The sequence below is a fragment of the Halomonas sp. IOP_31 genome (assembly GCF_021151495.1).
In the GTDB taxonomy this organism is placed as follows: Bacteria; Pseudomonadota; Gammaproteobacteria; order Pseudomonadales; family Halomonadaceae; genus Modicisalibacter; species Modicisalibacter zincidurans.
Window position 1 is genome coordinate 16,075 of record NZ_JAIRBP010000030.1, and the last position, 21,997, is coordinate 38,071.

The 21,997-nt window shown below is 66.5% G+C and carries 19 protein-coding genes; 3 read left to right on the forward strand and 16 right to left on the reverse strand.

Features of this window, described 5'->3' with window-relative positions; translation table 11 throughout:
* Window positions 1-61: 61 nt before the first annotated feature.
* From trpA to leuC, 9 genes are all read right to left on the reverse strand, one after another.
* Window positions 62-865, reverse strand: a complete 804-nt coding sequence (trpA, locus tag K7I12_RS13835) for a tryptophan synthase subunit alpha (RefSeq protein WP_031384437.1) — start codon at window positions 863-865, stop codon at window positions 62-64.
* 171 nt (window positions 866-1,036) lie between these two features.
* Entirely contained in the window at window positions 1,037-2,251 is a 1,215-nt protein-coding gene (gene trpB, locus K7I12_RS13840) for a tryptophan synthase subunit beta (protein WP_031384438.1), read from the reverse strand.
* Window positions 2,252-2,278: 27 nt separating this feature from the next.
* Window positions 2,279-2,899, reverse strand: coding sequence for a phosphoribosylanthranilate isomerase (locus K7I12_RS13845; RefSeq protein WP_031384439.1), 621 nt, complete (start codon window positions 2,897-2,899; stop codon window positions 2,279-2,281).
* Between the two features lie 63 nt (window positions 2,900-2,962).
* Window positions 2,963-3,898 carry a tRNA pseudouridine(38-40) synthase TruA gene (gene truA / locus K7I12_RS13850; protein WP_231664468.1) on the reverse strand — a complete coding sequence of 312 codons (936 nt, stop codon included), beginning with the start codon at window positions 3,896-3,898 and terminating at the stop codon, window positions 2,963-2,965.
* 44 nt (window positions 3,899-3,942) lie between these two features.
* Window positions 3,943-6,336 (reverse strand): type IV pilus assembly protein FimV, encoded by a 2,394-nt coding sequence (locus K7I12_RS13855; protein WP_031384441.1) that lies wholly within the window; start codon window positions 6,334-6,336, stop codon window positions 3,943-3,945.
* A gap of 205 nt (window positions 6,337-6,541) precedes the next feature.
* Entirely contained in the window at window positions 6,542-7,654 is a 1,113-nt protein-coding gene (gene asd, locus K7I12_RS13860) for an aspartate-semialdehyde dehydrogenase (protein ID WP_031384442.1), read from the reverse strand.
* 163 nt (window positions 7,655-7,817) lie between these two features.
* On the reverse strand, window positions 7,818-8,897 hold the full coding sequence (gene leuB, locus K7I12_RS13865) for a 3-isopropylmalate dehydrogenase (RefSeq protein WP_031384443.1): 1,080 nt from the start codon (window positions 8,895-8,897) through the stop codon (window positions 7,818-7,820).
* 403 nt (window positions 8,898-9,300) lie between these two features.
* Window positions 9,301-9,948 carry a 3-isopropylmalate dehydratase small subunit gene (gene leuD / locus K7I12_RS13870; RefSeq protein ID WP_031384444.1) on the reverse strand — a complete coding sequence of 216 codons (648 nt, stop codon included), beginning with the start codon at window positions 9,946-9,948 and terminating at the stop codon, window positions 9,301-9,303.
* A gap of 3 nt (window positions 9,949-9,951) precedes the next feature.
* The gene (leuC, locus tag K7I12_RS13875; protein ID WP_231664469.1) at window positions 9,952-11,391 is read right to left on the reverse strand and encodes a 3-isopropylmalate dehydratase large subunit; all 1,440 of its coding nucleotides are present in this window, start codon (window positions 11,389-11,391) and stop codon (window positions 9,952-9,954) included.
* Between the two features lie 216 nt (window positions 11,392-11,607).
* Here leuC and K7I12_RS13880 point away from each other — a divergent pair, with 216 nt between their 5' ends.
* Window positions 11,608-12,483, forward strand: a complete 876-nt coding sequence (locus K7I12_RS13880; protein WP_031384446.1) for a LysR family transcriptional regulator — start codon at window positions 11,608-11,610, stop codon at window positions 12,481-12,483.
* A gap of 14 nt (window positions 12,484-12,497) precedes the next feature.
* On the opposite strand, the gene phaC is transcribed toward K7I12_RS13880, so the two are convergent.
* From phaC to prmB, 5 genes are all read right to left on the reverse strand, one after another.
* On the reverse strand, window positions 12,498-14,309 hold the full coding sequence (gene phaC, locus K7I12_RS13885; RefSeq protein WP_422723646.1) for a class I poly(R)-hydroxyalkanoic acid synthase: 1,812 nt from the start codon (window positions 14,307-14,309) through the stop codon (window positions 12,498-12,500).
* Between the two features lie 275 nt (window positions 14,310-14,584).
* The gene (locus tag K7I12_RS13890; RefSeq protein WP_031384448.1) at window positions 14,585-15,058 is read right to left on the reverse strand and encodes a phasin family protein; all 474 of its coding nucleotides are present in this window, start codon (window positions 15,056-15,058) and stop codon (window positions 14,585-14,587) included.
* Window positions 15,059-15,175: 117 nt separating this feature from the next.
* Window positions 15,176-15,526: a hypothetical protein gene (locus K7I12_RS13895; RefSeq protein WP_031384449.1), complete on the reverse strand. Its 351-nt coding sequence runs from the start codon at window positions 15,524-15,526 to the stop codon at window positions 15,176-15,178.
* A gap of 146 nt (window positions 15,527-15,672) precedes the next feature.
* On the reverse strand, window positions 15,673-16,758 hold the full coding sequence (gene aroC / locus K7I12_RS13900) for a chorismate synthase (RefSeq protein ID WP_031384450.1): 1,086 nt from the start codon (window positions 16,756-16,758) through the stop codon (window positions 15,673-15,675).
* 36 nt (window positions 16,759-16,794) lie between these two features.
* The gene (gene prmB / locus K7I12_RS13905; protein WP_031384451.1) at window positions 16,795-17,736 is read right to left on the reverse strand and encodes a 50S ribosomal protein L3 N(5)-glutamine methyltransferase; all 942 of its coding nucleotides are present in this window, start codon (window positions 17,734-17,736) and stop codon (window positions 16,795-16,797) included.
* 192 nt (window positions 17,737-17,928) lie between these two features.
* Between prmB and K7I12_RS13910 the strand changes: the two genes are divergently transcribed.
* Window positions 17,929-18,504, forward strand: a complete 576-nt coding sequence (locus K7I12_RS13910) for a Smr/MutS family protein (RefSeq protein ID WP_031384452.1) — start codon at window positions 17,929-17,931, stop codon at window positions 18,502-18,504.
* A 25-nt stretch (window positions 18,505-18,529) separates the two neighbouring features.
* Here the strand turns inward: K7I12_RS13910 and K7I12_RS13915 are convergent, their stop codons facing one another.
* Window positions 18,530-19,636 carry a patatin-like phospholipase family protein gene (locus K7I12_RS13915; RefSeq protein ID WP_084173556.1) on the reverse strand — a complete coding sequence of 369 codons (1,107 nt, stop codon included), beginning with the start codon at window positions 19,634-19,636 and terminating at the stop codon, window positions 18,530-18,532.
* 11 nt (window positions 19,637-19,647) lie between these two features.
* Complete coding sequence (locus tag K7I12_RS13920; protein ID WP_051907498.1) at window positions 19,648-20,541, reverse strand: alpha/beta fold hydrolase; 894 nt, start codon at window positions 20,539-20,541, stop codon at window positions 19,648-19,650.
* Window positions 20,542-20,845: 304 nt separating this feature from the next.
* Here K7I12_RS13920 and K7I12_RS13925 point away from each other — a divergent pair, with 304 nt between their 5' ends.
* Window positions 20,846-21,793 (forward strand): AEC family transporter, encoded by a 948-nt coding sequence (locus K7I12_RS13925; protein ID WP_031384455.1) that lies wholly within the window; start codon window positions 20,846-20,848, stop codon window positions 21,791-21,793.
* The last annotated feature ends 204 nt before the right edge of the window (window positions 21,794-21,997 follow it).

Sequence of the window (21,997 nt, forward strand, 5' to 3'; positions counted from 1 at the left end):
GCGGTCACTGGGCCCGGCATTCAACCGGACCCGACGAATGCGCGTGAAGGGCCGCTGCGGCTCAATCATCGAGCGCTTGACGCATCTCGCCGAGCACGTCCTTGAGCGCCTCGGCGATGGTCTCGGGCCGCTCGGCACGCTCGGCGATGCGCGAAACCAGGGCGCTACCGACGATCACGCCGTCGGCGATGCGCCCCACGGCGGCGGCCGATGCGCCATCGCGAATCCCGAAGCCGACGCATAGCGGCAGCTCGGTCAATTCGCGCAGGCCGCGCAACTGACGCTCGACGCCTTCGACGTCGAGCGTGGCGGCACCGGTCACCCCCTTGAGGGAAACGTAGTACAGGTACCCTTCACCGTGGGCGCATATTGTAGCGGCACGCGCACGCGAGGTGGTAGGGGCGACCAGAAAGATCGACTGCAGGCCGTGGGTCTTGAACAGCGGCGCGAGCTCGTCGCTCTCTTCCGGCGGCATGTCGACGACCAGCACGCCGTCGACGCCGGCGGCGGCGGCCTGTTCGGCGAAGCCGGCGTAACCGAGCCGCTCGATCGGGTTGAGATAGCCCATCAGCACCACCGGCGTATCGGCGTCGTCGCGGCGGAACTCGGCGACCATGGCGAAAATGTCGGTCAGCCGAGTACGGGCCTCGAGCGCCCGCTCGCAGGCCTTCTGTATCACCGGGCCATCGGCCATCGGGTCCGAGAACGGCATGCCCAGCTCGATGACGTCGGCGCCGGCCGCCACCAGCGCGTGCATGAAGCCCACCGTGTGCTGCGGCCCGGGGTCGCCGGCGGTGATGTAGGGAATCAGCGCGGTGCGGCCCTGTTCCTTGAGGGCGGCGAAACGTTGGTCGATACGGTTCATTAACTTTTTTCCCTCAAAGGCGAAAGTTCAAAGCAGCGAACGAAGGCCAGACAAGGCGAAAACAGCCAGGAACGCGCAGTGTACAAAGGCGTACAGAGCAGTTCGATCGGACTCGCGCACGAGGGTGTTTTCAACGCCGTATGGTCGAGTGCAGCCATTTGAACCCCGCCTTTAGAATTCGACGCCATCGATCTTGGCAACCGTCAGGATATCCTTGTCGCCACGCCCGGACAGGTTGACGACGATGTGCTGGTCGGGGCTCAGGGTCGGCGCCAGGAGCTTGGCGTAGGCCAGCGCATGCGCCGATTCCAGCGCCGGCATGATGCCTTCCATGTGGGTAAGCTCGCGAAACGCCTCGAGTACCTTGTCGTCGTTGGCGGCCACGTACTTGACGCGGCCGACGTCCTTCCACAGCGCATGCTCCGGCCCTACACCGGGGTAATCGAGCCCCGCCGAGATCGAATGCGTCTCGAGGACCTGGCCGCCCTCGTCCGACATCAGGTAGGTGCGGTTGCCGTGCAGCACGCCGGTCGGCGCATTGGCGGTCAGCGGCGCCGCATGACGCCCTGTGTCGACGCCGTCGCCGCCGGCTTCGACGCCGTACATCGCCACCTCGGCGTCTTCCGCGAACGGATAGAACAGCCCCATGGCGTTGGAGCCGCCGCCGACGCAGGCGATCAGCGCATCGGGCAGTCGGCCGATCTGCTCGAGCGACTGCGCGCGCGCCTCGCGGCCGATCACCGCGTTGAAGTCGCGCACCAGCATCGGGTACGGGTGCGGTCCGGCCACGGTGCCGATGATGTAGAAGGTGTCGTCGACATTGGTCACCCAGTCGCGCAGCGCCTCGTTCATGGCGTCCTTGAGGGTCCGCGAGCCGGACTCGACCGGAATCACGTTGGCGCCGAGCAGGTGCATGCGATAGACGTTGAGCTTCTGGCGCTGCACGTCCTCGGCGCCCATGTAGACGTCGCACTTAAGGCCCAGCCGCGCGGCGACCGTGGCCGTGGCGACGCCGTGCTGGCCGGCGCCGGTCTCGGCGATCACCCGCGGCTTGCCGCTCTTCTTGGCAAGCAACGCCTGACCGATGGTGTTGTTCACCTTGTGCGCGCCAGTGTGGTTGAGATCCTCGCGCTTGAGCCAGATCTGCGCGCCGCCGAGCTGGCGGGACCATCGCTGCGCGTGATACAGCGGAGACGGGCGGCCGACGTAGGTGGCCAGGTCACGATCGAATTCCGCCTGAAAATCGGGATCGTCGCGAAGGCTCGCATAAGCCTTCTCGAGATCTTCCAGCGCGAAGCTCAGGGTCTCCGAAACGAACCGGCCGCCGTACGGGCCGAAATGGCCGCGGGCATCGGGCAGTCGGGTCAGGTCGCTGAACGTGGTCACGAAAGACACCTCACAAGGTCGCTTGGCTTAGGATTCTGGGGTCAGGTTCACGTGTTCGATGAAAGCGCGCAGCTTGGCGGGATCCTTGATGCCACGGGTGGCCTCGACGCCGCCTGAAACGTCGACGGCAAAGGGCCGGACGCGGCGCACCGCCTCGCCGACATTGTCGGGCGTCAGACCTCCGGCGAGGATAACAGGTTTTGCCAGGCTTGCGGGGATCCGCGACCAGTCGAAGACCTCGCCGGTCCCGCCCGGCACGCCCGGCCGATAGGCATCGAGCAGCAGCGCGCGCGCCTCGCGATAGGCCTCGGCAGCAGCGTGCAGGTCGATGCTCTCGCGCATGCGCAGCGCCTTGATCCAGGCACGCGGCGCCTGGCGGCAAGCCTCCGGCGGCTCGTCGCCGTGGAACTGGATCAGATCCAGATACGGCGCGCAGCGGCGCACGAACTCGGGATCCTGATCGACGAACAGCCCGACCCGGGCGACGAAGGCCGGCACCCGCGCCGCCAGCTGCGCGAGGCGGTCGGGATCGATCGCCCGCTCGCTACCCGGCCAGAGCACGAAGCCCAGCGCATCGGCGCCCGCCGCCACGGCGACGTCGATGTCCGCTTCCCGCGTCAGGCCGCAGATCTTTATCCGTGTGCGCATGGTCGGTCTCCCTGGAATGCAACGGGCCAGCCGCTTCGGCGCTGACCGAGCCCGATTGCGAACTCAGCTGCTGGTGGCATCGATACTGGCCGGATGCCGCGCCCCCGGCAGGCCGCGCCGATAACGCACCATCGGCGAGTCCGGCAGCCCGCGCTCACCGCTCCATTCGCCGAGAAAGCCCAGCATGCTGGGGCCCAGTGGCTCGCGGGGCAGCTCGAAGCGCTCGTCATAGATCGAGTCGACGAAGTGCAGGCCGCACCCGGGCGCAGTGACATTGCCCTGGGCGCGATCGCGCAGCGTCAGCAGGTGCGCCAGGTAGCCGATACCCTCCTCGCCGCGCCCCACCGCGACCAGCGCTCCGGCGATATTGCGAATCATGTGATGGAGAAACGCGTTGGCCTGGATATCGATGACCACCAACGTGCCGTAACGTTTGACTTCGATGAAATGCACGTGGCGCGTCGCCGACTTCGACTGGCAACCGGCTGCGCGAAAGCTCGAGAAGTCATGCTCGCCGACCAATGCCTGGGCGGCTTCGTGCATGCGCCCGGCATTCAGCGGCTCGCGACACCAGGTCGCGTTGGCGCGCTCGAGCACCGGCCGACTGGGCTGATTGAGAATCACGTAGCGATAGCGGCGCGCCAGCGCCAAAAACCGGGCGTGGAAGTCAGCGGCTACCGGCGCCACCCAGCGCACCGCGATGTCGCGCGGCAGGTTGGCGTTGGCGCCATAGACCCAGGCCTTGGTCGAGCGCGGCGCCGGCGCATCGAAGTGCACGATCTGCCGCGTGGCGTGCACGCCACTATCGGTACGCCCGCTGCAATGTACCTGCACGGGCGCCGCCGCGACCCGGCCGAGCGCCGTTTCCAGCGTTTCCTGGACCGACGGCGCCTGTTTCAGACGCTGCCAGCCGCAATAATGCGTGCCGTCGTATTCGACCGCCATGGCCAGGCGGCCTGCGAGGCGCTGATAATCATCGAGAAACTCGAAAAGGGGCATCGACTTCCGTCAAGTTATGCCACCCCGACCACTAATCTACAAGTCTACAGGCGGTGGCGTTCGATCAACACCCGCGCTTCATCGGCGACCAGCGTTCCTTGCTCTTCCAGCAACGGATCAAGCAGCTCGCGAGCCGCCTCGCGCTCGCCGCGATCGAGACGCTGGCGGGCGTGATCCAATTGCTGTGCGGCGTTGGCGGGCGCCGAACCCGCCGGTGAAGCGTGGTTCGTGGAGCGCTCATTATCCAGATCGAGGGGATCGAATGCCACCTCTTCGACGATCCAGCCACTGGTATCGGTGATCGGCGACGACTCGCCGCGAACCACGGGGTCGACATCGTCGAGGGTGGCATGATCGTCGTCGATCTCCGACAACGAATCGCCGAGTCCCAGCGGATCGTCGGGAAAATCAACCACCGGCTGACCCAGTTCCGGCTCGCGCCGTTCGGGCTCGACGTCGAGACTCGGCGGCCGGTAATCGATGACCCGGCCGTCATCCAGATCCACGCCGCTGGCCACGGCCGCATCGGCCAGCCCCGACAGCGCCTCGCCCTGTGCCTCCTCTTGCAGCTCTTTCTGCACTTCTTCCTGCATCTCGGCATGAGGCCCGACGCGCGGACAAGTCGGCTGAAGCTCGCCGGAGCCCGGCGCACTCGCTGCACTGACGTCGGGCGCCTCGCTCTCGGAGGTGGCAGCCGAGGCTTCGGGCACCAGCCGTGCGAGGATCTCGCGCGCCTCGGCACGCTGCTGTGCGTCGCCGCGGGCATCGAGATAGGCGGCTTCCTGTTCGGCCGCGTCGTGATCGCCCAGCGCCACGCAGGCAGTAAGCAGCTTGAGACGCAGGTCGTGACGTTGGGGATCGGCGGCGAGGCTCTGTACCAGGCGCTCGCGAGCCTGGTCGTAACGGCCATAGGCGAGATAGATCTCGGCTTCGCTGATGGTTTCCGCTTCGGGGGCCGAGTCGAGCGGCGAGCCTGTCGGCGACGGCTCGGGCGGGGTCGCGGAAACCGCCGAGGCGGGCTCGGACGGCATCTGGCGAGCAGTCGGCGTCTCGACCATCGATGGCTCGTTGCGCCCCGGCGCTCCCCCACCCATGCCACCCATGCCACCCATGGCGGTATAACCCGAGGCCGAGTCGGTGGCCTCCTCGGCGCGCCGGGAACGCCGCCGCACAACCGCCCACAGCGCCAGCAGCAGCGCCAGTGCCGCGCCGGCCAGCAGCATCAGATTCTCGTTGAACCAACGCCAGGCAGCCTGACCGAACGATTCGGCGGACGGCTTTTCAGCCTGAACCCGTGGCATGGGCTCCGCCACCGGCTGAGCGCGGACGGTGGCCTGTCGAATCGCCACCAGCCCTTCCAGCTGCGCACGCAGGCCCTGGATATCCTCACGCAGCGTGCCGACCTGGCCGGCCAACTGGTCGCGTTGCTCGTTTGCCTGGGCCAGAGCCTGGCGGGTGTCGTCGAGCTGCGTCTCGAACTCGGCCAGCCGTTCGCGGGCCTCGACCGGCAGCACCGCCGGGGCCGCATCGGCCTCGCCCGAAACCTGCGGCGCGTCGAGCACGGTGTCGTTGAGCAAGGTCAGCCGCGATTGGCCGTCTTCCGGGCCATCCCCGCCAGTTGCCGCTGCCTCGGGCCTGGTGGCCTCCTCGCCCGCCGTCGCCGGCCGCTGATCGGTCTCGCCGCCGCGCTGGGCCTGCCATTGGCGATTCTGGGCCCGAACGCGCTGACCGGCATTCTCGCCGCTGGCGAGAATCGCCTGACGGTCGGGCACGTCGAGCGTCGCGCCGGCGCTCAACCGGTTGATGTTGCCGCCGGGAAACGCCTCGGGGTTGGCCCGCTGCAGGGCCAGCATCATGCGCTCGATGCTCACCCCTTCGGGGCGCACGCGATCGGCCAGTACCCACAGCGTGTCGCCGCTGGCGACCCGGATCTGCCCGGGCGCGGTGGGCTCGCGAGGCGCGAGCGTCGGCGGCGCTGACGATTCGTCCGCTTGCGCCTGGCGCAGCGGGCGAGTCGTTCCCGGTTGCAACGCCGGCATCTGCGCGTAGCCCGGCGGGTCGAGCAGCAGGTTGACCTCCTGGCGCTGCTGGCCGCCGGGCCACTCCAGCGTCAGCAGCAGGCTGAGATAGGGCTCGCGCACGGCCTGGGAAGTGCTCAGCACCACCGTCAAGCCACCGGACTCGCGGGCGATCGTGGCGTTCACGCTCTCCACCAGCGAGGTGCGCGGGATGCCGGCCCGGGCGAAGGCATCGGCGGTGGAAAGACGCGCCTTGATCAGCCCCGGATCGAGCTCGCCGATATCGGTGAGCGGCAACCTGGCCTGCAACGGCGCACCAAGAGTGGATTCGACCCGGGGTGCCGCCAGCCCCAGGGCCAACGCCATGGGGCTGGCCGTCAGCAACGACAACAGCGTGCCCCAGGATAATGTGCGTCTCACCGATGCTCCCCGCGCCAGGCGCCGCGCCACCTCCGCATGAGAGGTAACGTCATTTGTTTGTCTCAATTACCGCTCATTCTTAATTACCATAAATTTGCCCAATGCGGCAGAACATGGGGCAAACGGCAGCACGATCCACCCGCTTTCAACGCAACGACGCCTCCCGAAGGGGGCGTCGCGGTACGGTTCACCAAGCAACGCTAGCTTAGCGTTCGCGCAGAATCGCCAGCATCCGCTTGAGCGGTTCGGCGGCCCCCCACAGCAGCTGGTCGCCCACCGAGAAGGCGGTCAGGTACTCACCGCCCATCGCCAGCTTGCGCAGGCGCCCTACCGGCACGTTCATGGTGCCGGTGACCGCTGCCGGCGTCAGCTCGCGCAGGGTGGCTTGCTTGTCGTTGGGCACGACCTTGACCCAGTCGTTGTGCTTGGCGATGTGATCCTCTATCTCGTCTATCGGCACATCGCGCTTCAATTTGATCGTGAATGCCTGGCTATGCGAGCGCATCGCGCCGATCCGCACGCACAGACCGTCGATGGGGATCGGGTTGGCGCCGTGGCCGAGAATCTTGTTGGTCTCGACGCCGCCCTTCCACTCTTCCTTGCTCTGGCCGTTGTCCATCGCCTTGTCGATCCACGGCAGCAGGCCGCCGGCCAGCGGCGCGCCGAAGTTCTCGATCGGGAAATCGTCGCCGCGCATCGCCGCGGAGACCTTGCGATCGATGTCGAGGATCGCGCTGGCGGGATCGTCGAGCTCGTGCTGAACGCTGTCGCGCAGCGAACCCATCTGGCCGAGCAATTCGCGCATGTGCTTGGCGCCGGAGCCGGAGGCCGCCTGGTAGGTCATCGAGGTCATCCACTCGATCAGGTCGGCCTCGAACAGCCCGCCCAGGCCCATCAGCATCAGGCTGACGGTGCAGTTGCCGCCGACGAAGGTCCGCGTGCCGCGGTCGAGCTGAGCGTCGATCACGTGACGGTTGACCGGGTCGAGCACGATGGTCGCATCGTCGTGCATGCGCAGCGTGCTCGCGGCGTCGAGCCAGTAGCCCTTCCAGCCGGACTCGCGCAGCGGTTGGTAGACCTCGCCGGTGTAATCGCCGCCCTGGCAGGTGACGATGACGTCGAGCGCCTTGAGCGCGTCGAGATCGAAGGCGTCCTTGAGCGGCGGAACCTCGACGCCCACGTCGGGGCCCGGCTTGCCGACCTGCGACGTGGTGAAGAACACCGGCTCGATGCCGGTGAAGTCATCGGTCTCGCGCATGCGATGCATGAGCACGGAGCCGACCATGCCCCGCCATCCCACAAATCCGACTTTCAACATGAAAACGGTCCTCCTCGTGTTCGGTAACTTATGTTCGGTGACTTATGTGCGGTGACTGACCCGGGATTCCGGACAAAACGCTGGGCGAGCAGGCTTCATTCTAACAAATCGGCCCGACGCCCGCTTCGCCGGGGCGATCGCGTCCGGTTAGCCTGGTGATCGACTAGCCTTCGTGAAAGGCCGTCACCACGGCGTCGCCCATCTCGGCGGTGGTCACCTGACGCGTGCCCGGGTAGGCGATGTCGGCAGTGCGCAGGCCCTGGTCGAGCACCCGCCCCACGGCACGCTCGATACGCAACGCCAGGGCGTTCTCGTCGAGGCTGTAGCGCAGCAGCATGGCCACCGAGAGGATCGTCGCCAGCGGGTTGGCCAGCCCCTGGCCGGCGATGTCCGGCGCGCTGCCGTGGCACGGTTCGTACATGCCCTGGCCATGCTCGTTGAGCGACGCCGAGGGCAGCATGCCGATCGAGCCGGTGAGCATCGCCGCGGCATCGGAGAGGATGTCGCCGAACATGTTGCCGGTGACGATCACGTCGAACTGCTTCGGCGCGCGCACCAGCTGCATGGCGGCGTTGTCGACGTACATGTGCGAGAGCTCGACGTCGGGATACTCCGGCGCCAGACGATTGATCACCTCGCGCCACAGCATGGTGACCTCGAGCACGTTGGCCTTGTCGACGCTGCACAGCTTGTTGCCGCGCTTGCCGGCCATCTCGAAGGCCACCCGGCCGATGCGCTCGATCTCGGCCTCGGAATAGACGTAGGTATTGAAGCCCACGCGCTGGCCGTCACGTTCCTCGATGCCGCGCGGCTGACCGAAATAGATGCCGCCGGTGAGTTCGCGCACAATCATGATGTCGAGCCCCGAGACGATCTCGGGCTTGAGGCTCGAGGCCTCGGCGAGCTGCGGGTAGAGAATCGCCGGGCGCAGGTTGCCGAACAGGTTGAGCTCCTTGCGCAGGCCCAGCAGGCCCTGCTCGGGGCGCTTGCCGATATCTTCCAGGCCATCCCACTTGGGGCCGCCGACGGCGCCCAGCAGCACCGCGTCGGCGGTCCTGGCCTTGTCGAGAGTCGCCGCCGGTAGCGGCGCGCCGAAGGCGTCGTAGCCGGCGCCGCCGACCAGCCCCTCTTCGAGGGTCACATCGAGGCCCTGCACGCGGCAGACATCGAGCACCTTGACCGCCTCGGCGGTGATTTCCGGGCCGATGCCATCGCCCGGCAGAACGAGAATCTTGCGACTCATGAGCGTTTCCTAGCGTGCCCGGCGCTTCGCGAGCCCGGGCGTTCGTGAAAGAGGCGCTGTCCCTGCGCGACCGCCATGGCGGTGTCCTAGGACCTGTTGACGTTTCGGCGCGAGCCGCGTTGCTGCGCCAAAGGGCGCCAGGCAAGGCGCGGGGCGCAGGCAATGGTTGTTCCCTTGCCAAGGCCCGCAACGCCGCATGGCGTCCTTTGACGCGCAACCCGAAGGGACGGGGTCCATTGGGTGCAGCACTGCGTTGCTCGTCGCTCATTGGGAATAACCCAACCATGCTCCTCACGCCTTGTTCTGCACCCAATGGACCTCCGTCGCGACCGCGACGAAACGTCAACAGGCCCTAAGTGCGTCCAGCGTTGTGGTTATGTGCCGTCGTGCGGCGCGACAAGAGTCAGCCCGCCTGGCGAAACAGCCACGGCCGCTCGGCGCGATGACGCTGCTCGAAGTCGCGGATCGCGTCCTCGTGCTCGAGCGTCAGGCCGATGTCGTCGAGGCCGTTGAGCAGGCAATGCTTGCGGAAGGCATCGACCTCGAAGTGCAGCACCTCGCCGTCCGGCGTGGTGACGCTCTGTGCCTCGAGATCGACGGCCAGTCGATAGCCTTCGTTGGCTTCGACGGCCCGGAACAGCCGCTCGACGGTGGCTTCGTCGAGAGGAATCAACAGGATGCCGTTCTTGAAGGCGTTGTTGTAGAAGATGTCGGCGAAGCTCGGCGCGATGACCACCCGGAAGCCGAAGTCCTCGAGCGCCCAGGGCGCGTGCTCGCGGGAGCTGCCGCAACCGAAGTTGCGTCGGGCGAGCAGCACGCTGGCGCCCTGATAGCGCGACTGGTTGAGGACGAACTCCGGATTGAGCGGGCGCTGGCTCGCATCCTGACCCGGGTAGCCCTCGTCCAGGTAGCGCAGCTCGTCGAACAGGTTGGGGCCGAAACCGGTGCGCTTGATCGACTTGAGAAACTGCTTGGGAATGATCAGGTCGGTATCGACGTTGGCGCGATCGAGCGGCGCCACCAGGCCCTGGTGCTGTTTCAGTGCGTGCATGGTTCAGGCCTCCTGCGGCTGGGCGTGGAATTCGCGAACGTCGACGAAATGCCCGGCCAACGCGGCGGCGGCGGCCATCGCCGGGCTGACCAGATGGGTGCGCCCGCCGTAGCCCTGGCGGCCCTCGAAGTTGCGGTTCGAGGTCGAGGCGCAATGTTCGCCGGACTCGAGCTTGTCGGCGTTCATTGCCAGGCACATCGAGCAGCCCGGCTCGCGCCACTCGAAGCCGGCCTCGATGAAGATCCTGTCGAGCCCCTCGGCCTCGGCCTGGCGCTTGACCAGTCCCGATCCCGGCACGACCATCGCCAGCTTGATCGAATCGGCCACCTTGCCGCCGCGCGCCACACGGGCCGCCTCGCGCAGGTCCTCGATGCGCGAGTTGGTGCACGAGCCGATGAATACCTTGTCGAGGCGGATGTCGGCGATCTTCTGGCGCGGCGCCAGGCCCATGTAGGTCAATGCGCGGCGAATGCCGCCCTGCACGGTCTCGTCGGCCTCGGCGTCGGGGTCGGGGACCGTTCCGGTGATCGCCGCGACCATCTCGGGACTGGTGCCCCAGGTGACCTGCGGCGCGATTTCGGCGGCGTCGAGCACCACCTCCTTGTCGAACACCGCATCGTCGTCCGAGACCAGCGTGCGCCAGTCGGCCACCGCGGCGTCCCAGAGCTCGCCCGCGGGGGCGTAAGGACGCTTGCGCAGGTAGTCGATGGTAGTGTCGTCGACGCCCACCAGGCCGACCCGAGCGCCGGCCTCGATGGCCATGTTGCAGATGGTCATGCGGCCTTCCATCGACAACTCGCGGATCGCGCTGCCGGCGAACTCGATGGCGTAGCCGGTGCCGCCGGCGGTACCGATGCGCCCGATCACCGCGAGCACGATGTCCTTGGCGGTGACGCCGGTGCCCAACTGGCCCTCGACGCGCACCCGCAGGTTGTTCATCTTCTGCGCCAGCAGGCACTGGGTGGCCAGCACGTGCTCCACCTCGGAGGTGCCGATACCATGGGCCAGCGCCGCGAAGGCGCCGTGGGTGGCAGTGTGCGAATCGCCGCAGACCACCGTCATCCCCGGCAGCGTGGCGCCCTGCTCGGGGCCGACCACATGGACGATGCCCTGGCGGGCGTCGTTGATGCGGAACTCCTCGATGCCGAACGCCTCGCAGTTGTCGTCGAGGGTCTGGACCTGGATCAGCGACACCGGGTCCTTGATGCCGGCGTTGCCTTCGGCACGCTCGAGCAGCGTAGTCGGCACGTTGTGATCCGGCGTCGCCAGATTGGCGTCCAGCCGCCATGGCTTGCGCTTGGCCAGGCGCAGCCCCTCGAAGGCCTGCGGCGAGGTCACCTCGTGCAGCAGGTGACGATCGATGTAGATCAGCGCGCTGCCGTCGTCGCGCTGCTTGACCAGGTGCTGCGACCACAACTTGTCGTAAAGGGTCTGGCCTGCCATGGGTCTCCTCCAGCGTGCTCTTCGAGCCCGGGCGCCGCGGCGCCGTTAGTCGATCTGTTTGTCAGTCGGTCCTGATTCTGAGTAGCGGCACTCTTGCTTGATCTATTTCATGTACTTCACGGGGGCGGTGCCTTGCTGTACCCAAGGTTAATGGCCCCTTACCCATGAATGCAATTCATGTTATTTATTCCTTGAATTCCAAAATGGAATGGTGGCATGGATACTCAGAGTCTGCAGGCATTCGTCGCCGTGGCCGATCACGGCTCCTTCTCGCTGGCCGCCGAGACGCTCTACCTGACCCAGCCGGCAGTCAGCAAGCGCATTGCCACCCTCGAGGATCAGCTCGGCGTGCGGCTGTTCGATCGCATCGCCCGCCGCGTCTCGCTGACCGAGGCCGGCCGACTGCTGCTGCCGCGAGCGCGCGAGATCCTGGTGATGGTCGACGACAGCCGCCGCGCCCTGGCCAACCTGGCCGGCGACGTCGGCGGCAGCCTGACCATGGCCACCAGCCATCACATCGGCCTGCATCGCCTGCCGCCGCTGCTCAAGGCGTATACCCAGGCGCACCCCGACGTGCGCATGGACATGCGCTTTCTCGACTCGGAGCAGGCTTATCAAGGGGTGCTGGACGGCGAACTGGAGATTGCGGTGGTGACGCTGGCGCCGTCGCCGGATCCGCAGCTCACGGTGGTACCGGTATGGGTCGATCAGTTGCGCTTCGTGTGCGGCAACGATCATCCGCTCGCCGGGCAGCGCACGCTCTCGCTAGCGGCGCTGACCGGCTTCGATGCGGTGCTCCCGGGTCACCTGACCTTCACCCGCGGGATCGTGGTCGAGACCTTCGCCCGCGAGGGGCTCAAGGTCGACGTGGCGCTGTCCACCAACTATCTCGAGACCCTCAAGATGATGGTGGCCATCGGGCTGGGCTGGAGCGTGTTGCCGGAATCGCTGATCGATGACGAGGTCACCGTGCTGCCGATCGCGCACCGGCCGATCGAGCGCCCGCTGGGCTACATCGCGCACAAGAGCCGCACACTGTCCAACGCCGCCCGCTCGATGCTGGCCCTGCTCGACGAGGCGGCCGGAAGCTGATCCGGCTCGCCCGGTCACTGCGTTGCCTGGCCGAGTTCGGCGCCGCTGGATTCGGCGACGGCGTCCTCGTCGTGGGCCTCGGCGTCCGCGAGCATTCCCAGCACCTGGGGGATCGACTGGCGCACGTAACGCCCCGGCGCCGGCTCGATCGGCTTCAGCTCGCCATCGCCCGGATTCCGCGCGGGTACTTTCTTGCTGGCATTGGCATACCCGTTGTCGACCATCCACGCCTGCCAGTGCGGCCACCAGGAACCCTCGTTGTGGGTAGCGCCGGCGAACCATTCCTCGGGGGTCGGCGGAAGCTCGTCGTTGGTCCAGTAGCCATACTTGTTCTTGTGCGGCGGATTGACGATGCCGGCGATGTGCCCCGAGCCGCCCAGCACGAAGGTCACCGGCCCCTTGGGATATTGCGTGCCGTAGTAGGTCGAGTTCCACTTGGCGATATGATCGTCGCGCGCCGAAACGAAATAGCTCGGCGTGGAGATCTTGCGCAGGTCGATCCTGACGCCATCGAGCTCGATGCCACCCGGCTCGACCAGGCGGTTTTCCAGGTACATGGTGCGCAGGTACCAGCCGTGGGTCGCCGCCGTCAGGTTGGTGCCGTCGGTATTCCAGTACAGCAGGTCGAACGCCGCCGGCGTCTCGCCCTTGAGATAATTGTTGACAAAGAACGACCAGAACAGGTCGTTCTCGCGCAGCAGGTTGAAGGAGAACGCCATGACCCGGCCGTCGAGATAGCCATCGGCCTCGAGCTGGCGTTCAAGGCCCTGCAGTATCGGCTCGTTGATGAACACGCCGATCTCGCCGGGATCACGAAAATCCTGCAGCGTCGCCAGGTAGCTGACCGAGCGCACCTTGCGCGCCCGCCGGGTGCTGGTCAGGTAGGCCACCGTCGAGGCGGCGAGCGTGCCGCCCACACAGTAGCTCATGAGGTTCACCGATTTCTCGCCGCAGGCCTGCTCGATCGCGCCCATGGCGGCGATCGGCCCCAACTGCATGTAATCGGCCCAGGTCAGGTCGCGCTGCTCGGGGCCGGGATTGCGCCACGAGATCAAAAACACCGTATGGCCCTGATCGACCAGCCAGCGCATCAGCGAGTTGTCCGAGCGCAGATCGAGTATGTAGTACTTGTTGATCCACGGCGGAACCACCAGCAGCGGCGTCTTGAACACCTGCTCGGTGGTCGGCGCGTACTGGATCAACTGGATCAGTTCGTTCTCGTAGATCACGTCGCCGGGAGTGACGGCGATGTTCTCGCCGATATGAAAGGCCTCGCGATCGGTCATCGCCACGTTGAGCCCTTCGGCGGAATTGGCCAGGTCATCGCGCAGCCGCTTGAGTCCGTCGACCAGGTTCTGGCCCTGGGTCTCGCGGGTGATGCGCATCACCTCGGGGTTGGTGGTGACGAAATTGCTCGGCGACATGGCGCTGACATATTGTCGGGCGTAGAACGCCAGGTTCTGCTGCTGTTTGTCGTCGAGAGCGTCGACGCTCTCGACCAGCGACTCGACCCACTGGGCGAAAACCAGGTATTGCTGAAGCACGAAGCGATAGAAGGGATCCTGCCGCCAGGCGTCATCCTTGAAGCGACGATCCTTGGGGTCGGGCTCGACGACCAGCCGCCCGGTATCGCCATCGCCGGCCAAATCCCGCATGGCCTGCTGCCAGATCTGCCACTGCGCCTCGGCAGCATGCAGCTGTGCCTGATAGAGCGCTTCGGGCCTGCCGGCCAACGCTTCGGCGCCAGCACGAACGCTCTGCTGCATGTCCGCGTAGATGGCGGAGGCAGCCTCGCTCGGCCAGATCCGCTCGATCATCTCTCCCATCAGAGTCTGGTATTCCAAGCCGATCGCTTCCAACTGAGCCGTCAGCTGCGGGTCGGCCAATGCCTTCCACTCACTCGGCCACTCTCCACTCGACCACTCTGATGCCATGCAACCTCCTCGGGATTCTGTACGGCGTTTCTATAATGCTCATCGCCAGCGACGGGACGCGCATTGGTCGCCGATGCCGGCGAAGGACGCAGAGCCGACCGGTTGACGACAACGCCCACCAGGCTCGAACAAGCGGGCCGGGTACGAAACCCGGCCCGCTTGCAGCGTCAGCTGGACTTGCGTGACGAGCTGCTGCTGGAACTGCTGGAGGAGCCGGTAGCGGTCGACTTGGCGGATGCCGATTCGGTAGCCGACTTGGCCGACTCGCTCGCCGCCTTGGCGGTCTGGTTGGCCTGATCGGCGGCCTTCTGGCCGGCTTCGCTGAGGCTCTGTTCCAGTTCGTTCCTGAACGACATGCTCAACTCGGTCATGGCCCGCGCATCTTCGATCATCTGCTGGGAGAGCTCGTTCATCAGCTCGGCCTGGCGCGTCGTGAAGTCGCGCAGGTCATCGGCGCTCTGGATCTCCGAGGCGGCGCGCATGCGCTCGGTACCCATCTGAGTGTAGCGCTTCATCGACTCGAGCTGGTACTGGGTCATCTTTTCCATGTTATCCAGCATCATGCCGTTGATCTTGCGCATCGGCTCGAAGAAGCTCTTGGCCTGGTCGGCAAAGCTATTGAACATCTTGTCTTGCTGCATCTCGAATCCCTCCTGGAGGAACGGCGTAGACAGGTTGGCGCGGCTATAGAGCACAGGTCGTATGCTGCGCCGCACAAAGCGTAGCCGGCCACATGCCAACTTGCAATAGACCTACGCTCACGACTTGCGGTTCTGCCGCGAGCTCGCCGACGCAGTGGCGGAAGAGCGATTGGCCGAACCGCCCGCCTTGTCGTCGGTTGACGCCTTCTCGGCGGAAGACGGGCTGCCCGCCTTGCGCAACATATCCAGCATCATCTGCTGGTAATTGCCGAAGTGGGTCATGCCCTGAGTCATGCCCTGCTGCAGGAAGGGCTGCATCAGATTCCACGGGTCGTAACCTTCGACGCCGGCTTCCATCTGCTGCTGAATGCGCGACATCATCTCGCGCTGAAAGGCATCGACATCGGGCAACCCCAGCGCCTGACGAAACTCGGCCGGGGTCATGTCGAATTCGACGTTTATCTTCATGGCAGGACTCAAGTCGGAACGTGTCGATTTGAGTGTAGCAGGCAATCCGCCGTCGCCGGTCGGCAAAAGCAGTGCCAGGAAGTCGGGGCAATGAACGGCCATGGATAGCCAGGCGCCGGTGAGCACCGACGCATGGCCCGGTCAGCTCAGCTCAAGCGCGGCGTCGCCACCGAGACGCCGGTATTCTGGGCGCGATGGCGCAGCAGATGATCCATCAAAGTCAGCGCCATCATCGCTTCGGCAATCGGCGTGGCGCGAATGCCCACGCAGGGATCGTGACGGCCCTTGGTGACGACCTCGACGGGGTTGCCGTGAGTGTCGATCGAACGCCCCGGCCGGGTGATGCTCGAGGTCGGCTTGAGCGCCAGATGCGCGATCAATGCCTGGCCCGAGCTGATTCCCCCGAGCACGCCGCCGGCGTGATTGGAAAGGAAGCCCTCGGGCGTCATCTCGTCGCGATGTTCGCTGCCGCGCTGGGCGATGGCGGCGAAACCGTCGCCGATCTCCACGCCCTTGACCGCGTTGATGCTCATCAGGCCATGCGCCAGCTCGGCATCCAGGCGGTCGAAGACCGGCTCGCCCAGGCCCACCGGCATACCCTCGGCGACCACGCTGATCCTGGCGCCGACCGAATCCTGATCGCGGCGCAGCTGATCCATGAACGCCTCGAGCTCGGGCAGCTTGGCCGGGTCGGGACAGAAGAAGGGATTGTCGTCGACGCCGTCCCAGGACTTGAAGTCGATGACGATCCGGCCGAGCTGACTCATGTAGCCGCGCACCACGATGCCCTGGCTGGCCAGGTACTTTTTGGCGATCGCCCCGGCGGCGACCCGCATCGCGGTCTCGCGGGCGCTCGAGCGGCCGCCGCCGCGATAGTCGCGACGGCCGTACTTGTGGTGATAGGTATAGTCGGCATGCGCCGGACGGAACTGGTCCTTGATGTTCGAGTAGTCCTTGGAGCGCTGATCGGTATTCTCGATCATCAGACCGATCGGCGTGCCGGTGGTCTCGCCTTCGAACACCCCCGAGAGGATGCGTACCTGATCGGGCTCGCGGCGCTGAGTGGTATGCCGCGACGAGCCCGGACGCCGACGGTCGAGATCGCGCTGCAGGTCGGCTTCGCTCAAGGCCAGCCCCGGCGGGCAGCCGTCGACGATGGCGCCCAGCGCCGGGCCATGGCTCTCGCCGAAGGTGGTTACGGTGAACAGCTTGCCGAAGGTGTTGCCGGACATGCAGCGATCCTCGAAATGGAGTCGGGCGAAACGGAATCAGACGAAACGGGCGGCATGCTCATCGAGCTCGCCGGCGGTCAGCGCGAACACACCGTGACCGCCGCGCTCGAATTCCAGCCACAGGAACGGCACCTCGGGGTAGGCGGCTTCCAGATGACGATCGGAGTTGCCGACCTCGACGATCAGCACGCCGTCGTCGTTGAGGTGCCCGCGCGCCTCGCGCAGCAGGCGACGCACGATGTCCAGACCGTCGGCCCCGGCGCCCAGCGCCACGGCCGGCTCGTGACGGAACTCGGCGGGCATGCCCGCCAGATCGCGGGCATCGACATAGGGCGGATTGACGACGATCAGGTCATAGCGCCGGCCTTCGAGGCCATCGAACAGGTCGGAGAGTACCGCCCTGACGCGATCGCCGACCTCGTGACGGGTGATATTGATCTTGGCCACCGCCAGCGCCTCGGCGCTGACATCGGCCAGGTCGACCTCGGCGGTGGGCATGTACAGCGCGCTGGCGATGCCGATGCAGCCCGAGCCGGTGCACAGATCGAGGATGCGCGCCGGCGGCGTCTCGGGGAACCAGGCGGCGAAGTCGTGCTCGATCAGCTCGGCGATCGGCGAGCGCGGAATCAGCACCCGCTCGTCGACGGTGAACGGCTGACCGGCGAAGAACGCCTCGCCGAGCAGGTAGGGCAAGGGTTTTCGGGTCTCGATGCGCGCCCGTACCAGCGCGACGATCCGCTTGCGCTCGATGTCGAGCAGCCGCGCGTCGAGCACTGCCGGGTCGACGTCCCAGGGCAGGTGCAGCGCACCGAGCGTGAGCGCCACCGCCTCGTCCCAGGCGCTCGCCGTGCCATGCCCGAAGTGCAGGCGTTGCACATGAAATTCGCTGGTCGCCCAGCGCAGGCAGTCGCGCAGCGTATAAAGCTGCGCGGCGAGTTGCGCATCGTCGAGCGTCAGGGTGGTATCGGCCGAGCGGATTGCGGCCGGCGGGCCTTCGCCCGGATTGGGGGAGGCGTTACGGGGAGCGGTCACGCGTCGTCCTGTGCTGGTACTGGGTAAGGCTGGTTGACGACGATTGTACCTGCCCCGCGCCGCGCTTCACAGTCGCGCCTCAGCCGCTATACTGGGCGCTCGCTTCGCCCCATCACCCGCCATTGGAGAGAGTGTCGCATGAGCCGTCGGCGCAGCCCGCCCGAGGAGGAGGTCGCGCTGTTTCGCCAGGCCCTGAAGGAAGCCGGCGTGCAGCGCCTGATCAGCGATCGCGCCGACCCCGGCAAGCCGCGGCGCGACGACACCCAACGCTTGGCGGCGAGACGCGAAGCAGCTATCTCGGCGGCGGCCGACGCCCCGCAAAGCCGTACCAGCGACGGGCGCGTCGAACCGGTTCGCCCGAGTACGCCGCTGGATTTCGCCGTCGCCGATCTCCCCTACCGCACCCACAGCGCCCTCAAGCGCGGCCAGATCGACTGGCAGGCCGGGCTCGACCTGCATGGCTACACCCTCGACGAAGCCCGCGAGCAGCTCGAACGTTTCCTCCACGACGCACGCGCCGATCGGTTGCGCTGCGTGCTGGTGGTGCATGGCAAGGCCTGGAGCGGAATGGCCGACTACCCGGTGATCAAGAGTCACGTCAATGCCTGGCTGCGCGAGTGGCCCAGCGTACTGGCGTTCTGCTCGGCACGCGACGCCGACGGCGGCACCGGCGCGGTCTACGTGCTGCTGCGCCGGCGCGGCAAGGAGCTCTGAGCCCGCCGCCGGTACTCACGACTATCTATTGCTTATTTCGCTTGTTGCGCGCGTTCGGCACGCCTGCGGGACTCGCCTTCTCGGCCGGAGCCGTCGAAGGCTCGTGCGTCACGCTCGGATGACGTCGCGCTTCGAGCGCTTCGCCGGTCGCCACCGTCAGGTCGCGCTTGCCCTCGTAACGGTCCAGGGCCTGGGCGGCCAGATGACGGCCCAGACAGATCAACGCCTCGGCACGATGAAACTCGTAGGCGCTGCATACCGTCTTGGGAATCTCGACCAGTACGTCCGGCGGATAGCCGGCGATCTTGTACTTGGCCAACGCCGCCTGGGTGATCTCGAACGAGGTCAGCATGATGTCGAGCTTGCTCCAGGCACGCTCGGCGGCGCGGGTGCCGCCTTGGTTTTCACTGGCGTTCTCGCTGGCCGGCTCGTTGTCGTTGACGAACAGGCGCTGGGCGCGGCTGCGCATACCGTTGAGCCAGAACGAGAGGCCCTGCCCTCTAGCATCGCGCTCGGCTTCGCGCTGCTGCTCCTCGGCGGCCTCGGCGGGCGGCAGCAGTTCTTCCAGGGTCACCGGCTTGTGGGTCTGGGCAGTGGCATTGACCGCCAGGATCAGGTCGGCCTGGGCGGAAACGGTGGGAATGATCGGCAGTGGATTCAGCAAACCGCCGTCGACCAGCACCTGATCACCGATATGCACCGGGGTGATGATGCCGGGCACGGCGATGGAGGCGCGGATCGCCTGCAACAGCGGCCCGCTCTGGAACCATACTTCGCGCTGACGACCGATATCGGTGGCTACCGTGGTCAACGGGATCGGCAGGTCCTCGATCCGGGTATCGCCGACCAGTTTCGAGATGCGCATCATTACCTTGCTGGCGCGCATCGCGCCCATCGGGTTCCAGGTCACGTCGACCAGCCGCAGGACGTCGAAATAGTCGAGCTGGGTGACCCAGTCGCGATAGCCCTGGAGCTCGCCGGCAGCATACACGCCGCCGATCACCGCCCCCATCGAGCAGCCGGCGATCGCCACCACGTCGTAGCCGCGCGCCTCGAGCTCCTCGATGACACCGATGTGCGCATAGCCCCGGGCGCCTCCGCTGCCCAGTACCAGCGCGACCCGCTTGCTCATGACCGCCCCCTTCAGGCTCTTTCGGCGCTGTCGGCCGTGTTCGGTTCCTCGCTGTACGCACCGATCGCCGCGGCCACCGCGACCACCGCATCCGGCTCGAGATGCAGATGGTGCCCGCCGGGGAGCACGCGACGCTCGAGTGTGATCAGCGCCTGCCGGGCGCGGCGGGCGAAGCTGCGCTCGCCGAGGATGCCCTGCTCGCCCTCGATCAGCAGGGTCGGTGCCTGGATGGCCCCGAGCAGCGCCAGAGTCTGCTCGGGGCAAAAGCGTACCAGCGAAGGACGCAGCAGCCGGCCATCGGTGCGCAACCGGCAGCCACCCTGGGCATCCCGCTCCACGTTGCGCGCCACCAGCGGTTCGGCGGTCGCCGTGTCGATGGGCGTCACCCCACCGCCGACCCGCGCGGCGATGGCGCTCTCGATGTCGGCATAGCGGGGCGACGAGGAGGGCCGCCGCCGCTGGGCGACCAGCCCCTTGCGCAGTTGCGCCGCGGTGTCCTCGCTGGGCGTGGTCAACGTACCCAAGCCATCGATCAGCACCAGGCGTTCGACCCGCTCGGGCATGGCCGCGGCCACCAGGCAGGCGACCCCGGCGCCCATCGAATGGCCGAGCAGCGTGGCGCGCTCGAGGCCCAGCGAGGCGAGCGTGTCGAGCACGTCGTGGGTATAGTCCCAGATGGCATAGTCGACGCCCGCCGGATAGCGGGCCGAATGACCGTGACCGGCGAAATCGATCGCCACCAGGCGAATGTCCAGCGCCTCGACAAGTCGCGGCGCCAGGCGCGAAAAGCTCGCCGCATTGTCCAGCCAGCCGTGCAGCGCCAACCAGGTCGGCGCGCCGGCCTCGCCCCAGGCCAGCCCGGCCAGCCGGCCATCGGCCAATGAGATCTCCTCGGCTGCTTTCATCGTATTCCCTTCAGCAATTGATCGATGGTGGCGACGAGCGCCTCGCGCGCGGCCTGCGGCGGCTGGGCCTAGCAGGCTAACGGGTTTATCATGCCACAGTTGTCGCGGCCAGCCAGCGCCGCCGTTCCGGCCCATTGTGCCGGCAATCCTGGATTGCCGCCCAGCCCGGGCCCTATCCGACAGGAGCTTCCGTGTCCCGATCTTCCCGCCCCCGTAACACCCGCCTGCGCAACAACCTGTTCTTCGCCACCGTGGTCGCCGCGCTGATCGTCGGCTTCTGGCTGATTCGCTAGGAGCTACCAGCATGAACCTGCTGGATGTCTTCCTGCACACCCTGAACGTCACGCTGCCCGTCTTCGCGATGGTCTTCCTGGGCATTGTGTTCAAGCGCATCGGCTGGATCGACGCGCATTTCATCACCACCGCCTCGATGCTGGTCTTTCGGGCGACCATGCCCACGCTGATCTTCTTGAGCATCCTCCGCGCCGACCTGGACGTCGCCCTGCAGCCCGCGCTGATCGGCTATTTCCTGGGCTTCTCCGTGCTCAGCTTCTTCCTGGCCTGGGGCTGGGCGCAGTGGCGCTGCCCGTTCGAGGATCGCGGCGTCTTCGCCCAGGGTGCGTTTCGCGGCAACTGCGGGATCGTCGGGCTGGCGCTGGCCGCCAGCCAATATGGCGACTACGGCTTGTCGCTCGGCGGGATCATGGTCGGCGGGATCATCCTCATCTACAACGTGCTGTCGGCGGCGGTGCTGGCCTACCACAGCGCCAGCGCCAAGTCCGGCATGTTGGCGATCATCCGCCACGTGACCAAGAATCCGCTGATTCTCAGCGTACTGCTGGCCATTCCCTTCGCCTACTTCGCGATCGACTTGCCCGAGTGGGTAATGGCGTCGGGCAACTATTTCGGCGCCATGTCGTTGCCGCTGGCGCTGGTGTGCATCGGCGGCACGCTGTCGTTCACGTCGGTCAAGCGCAGCAGCAAGCTGGCCCTCGACGCCAGCCTGTGGAAGATAGTCTGGTTGCCGGCACTCGGCGTGCTCGGCGGTTTCGCGCTGGGCTTTCGCGGTGCGGAACTCGGCATCCTGTTTCTGTTTCTCGGCAGTCCCGGCGCCGCCGCCAGTTTCGTCATGACCAAGGCGGTCAACGGCAACGCTCAGCTGTCCGCCAACATCATCGTGATCACCACCTTCGCCTCGCTGTTCACGATCAGCGCCGGCGTGTTCCTCCTCACCGCGCTCGGCTTGATCTGACGCCACCCCTTTACAACGCCTGCAACGCCGCTGCCGTTCATGTGGCGCCTTCGCACCGTTGCATGAACGTCACGTTGGGAGCCGACCGCCGGGCTCTCGCTGCAGTCGCGCATCTTTCATCGAACCGATGACACTCGACCCTCGGCCATGCCCTTCATGCCTGACTAAAGTCGCATCGCCATATGCCGAACCATTCTACCATAC

What these genes read in the sequence shown, in the direction of transcription:
- trpA (WP_031384437.1), bottom strand. Translation starts at nt 865, where the DNA reads ATGAACCGTATCGACCAACGTTTCGCCGCCCTCAAGGAACAGGGCCGC.
- K7I12_RS13845 (WP_031384439.1), bottom strand. Translation starts at nt 2,899, where the DNA reads ATGCGCACACGGATAAAGATCTGCGGCCTGACGCGGGAAGCGGACATC.
- truA (WP_231664468.1), bottom strand. Translation starts at nt 3,898, where the DNA reads ATGCCCCTTTTCGAGTTTCTCGATGATTATCAGCGCCTCGCAGGCCGC.
- asd (WP_031384442.1), bottom strand. Translation starts at nt 7,654, where the DNA reads ATGTTGAAAGTCGGATTTGTGGGATGGCGGGGCATGGTCGGCTCCGTG.
- leuB (WP_031384443.1), bottom strand. Translation starts at nt 8,897, where the DNA reads ATGAGTCGCAAGATTCTCGTTCTGCCGGGCGATGGCATCGGCCCGGAA.
- leuD (WP_031384444.1), bottom strand. Translation starts at nt 9,948, where the DNA reads ATGCACGCACTGAAACAGCACCAGGGCCTGGTGGCGCCGCTCGATCGC.
- leuC (WP_231664469.1), bottom strand. Translation starts at nt 11,391, where the DNA reads ATGGCAGGCCAGACCCTTTACGACAAGTTGTGGTCGCAGCACCTGGTC.
- K7I12_RS13880 (WP_031384446.1), top strand. Translation starts at nt 11,608, where the DNA reads ATGGATACTCAGAGTCTGCAGGCATTCGTCGCCGTGGCCGATCACGGC.
- phaC (WP_422723646.1), bottom strand. Translation starts at nt 14,309, where the DNA reads ATGGGAGAGATGATCGAGCGGATCTGGCCGAGCGAGGCTGCCTCCGCC.
- K7I12_RS13890 (WP_031384448.1), bottom strand. Translation starts at nt 15,058, where the DNA reads ATGCAGCAAGACAAGATGTTCAATAGCTTTGCCGACCAGGCCAAGAGC.
- K7I12_RS13895 (WP_031384449.1), bottom strand. Translation starts at nt 15,526, where the DNA reads ATGAAGATAAACGTCGAATTCGACATGACCCCGGCCGAGTTTCGTCAG.
- aroC (WP_031384450.1), bottom strand. Translation starts at nt 16,758, where the DNA reads ATGTCCGGCAACACCTTCGGCAAGCTGTTCACCGTAACCACCTTCGGC.
- K7I12_RS13910 (WP_031384452.1), top strand. Translation starts at nt 17,929, where the DNA reads ATGAGCCGTCGGCGCAGCCCGCCCGAGGAGGAGGTCGCGCTGTTTCGC.
- K7I12_RS13915 (WP_084173556.1), bottom strand. Translation starts at nt 19,636, where the DNA reads ATGAGCAAGCGGGTCGCGCTGGTACTGGGCAGCGGAGGCGCCCGGGGC.
- K7I12_RS13920 (WP_051907498.1), bottom strand. Translation starts at nt 20,541, where the DNA reads ATGAAAGCAGCCGAGGAGATCTCATTGGCCGATGGCCGGCTGGCCGGG.
- K7I12_RS13925 (WP_031384455.1), top strand. Translation starts at nt 20,846, where the DNA reads ATGAACCTGCTGGATGTCTTCCTGCACACCCTGAACGTCACGCTGCCC.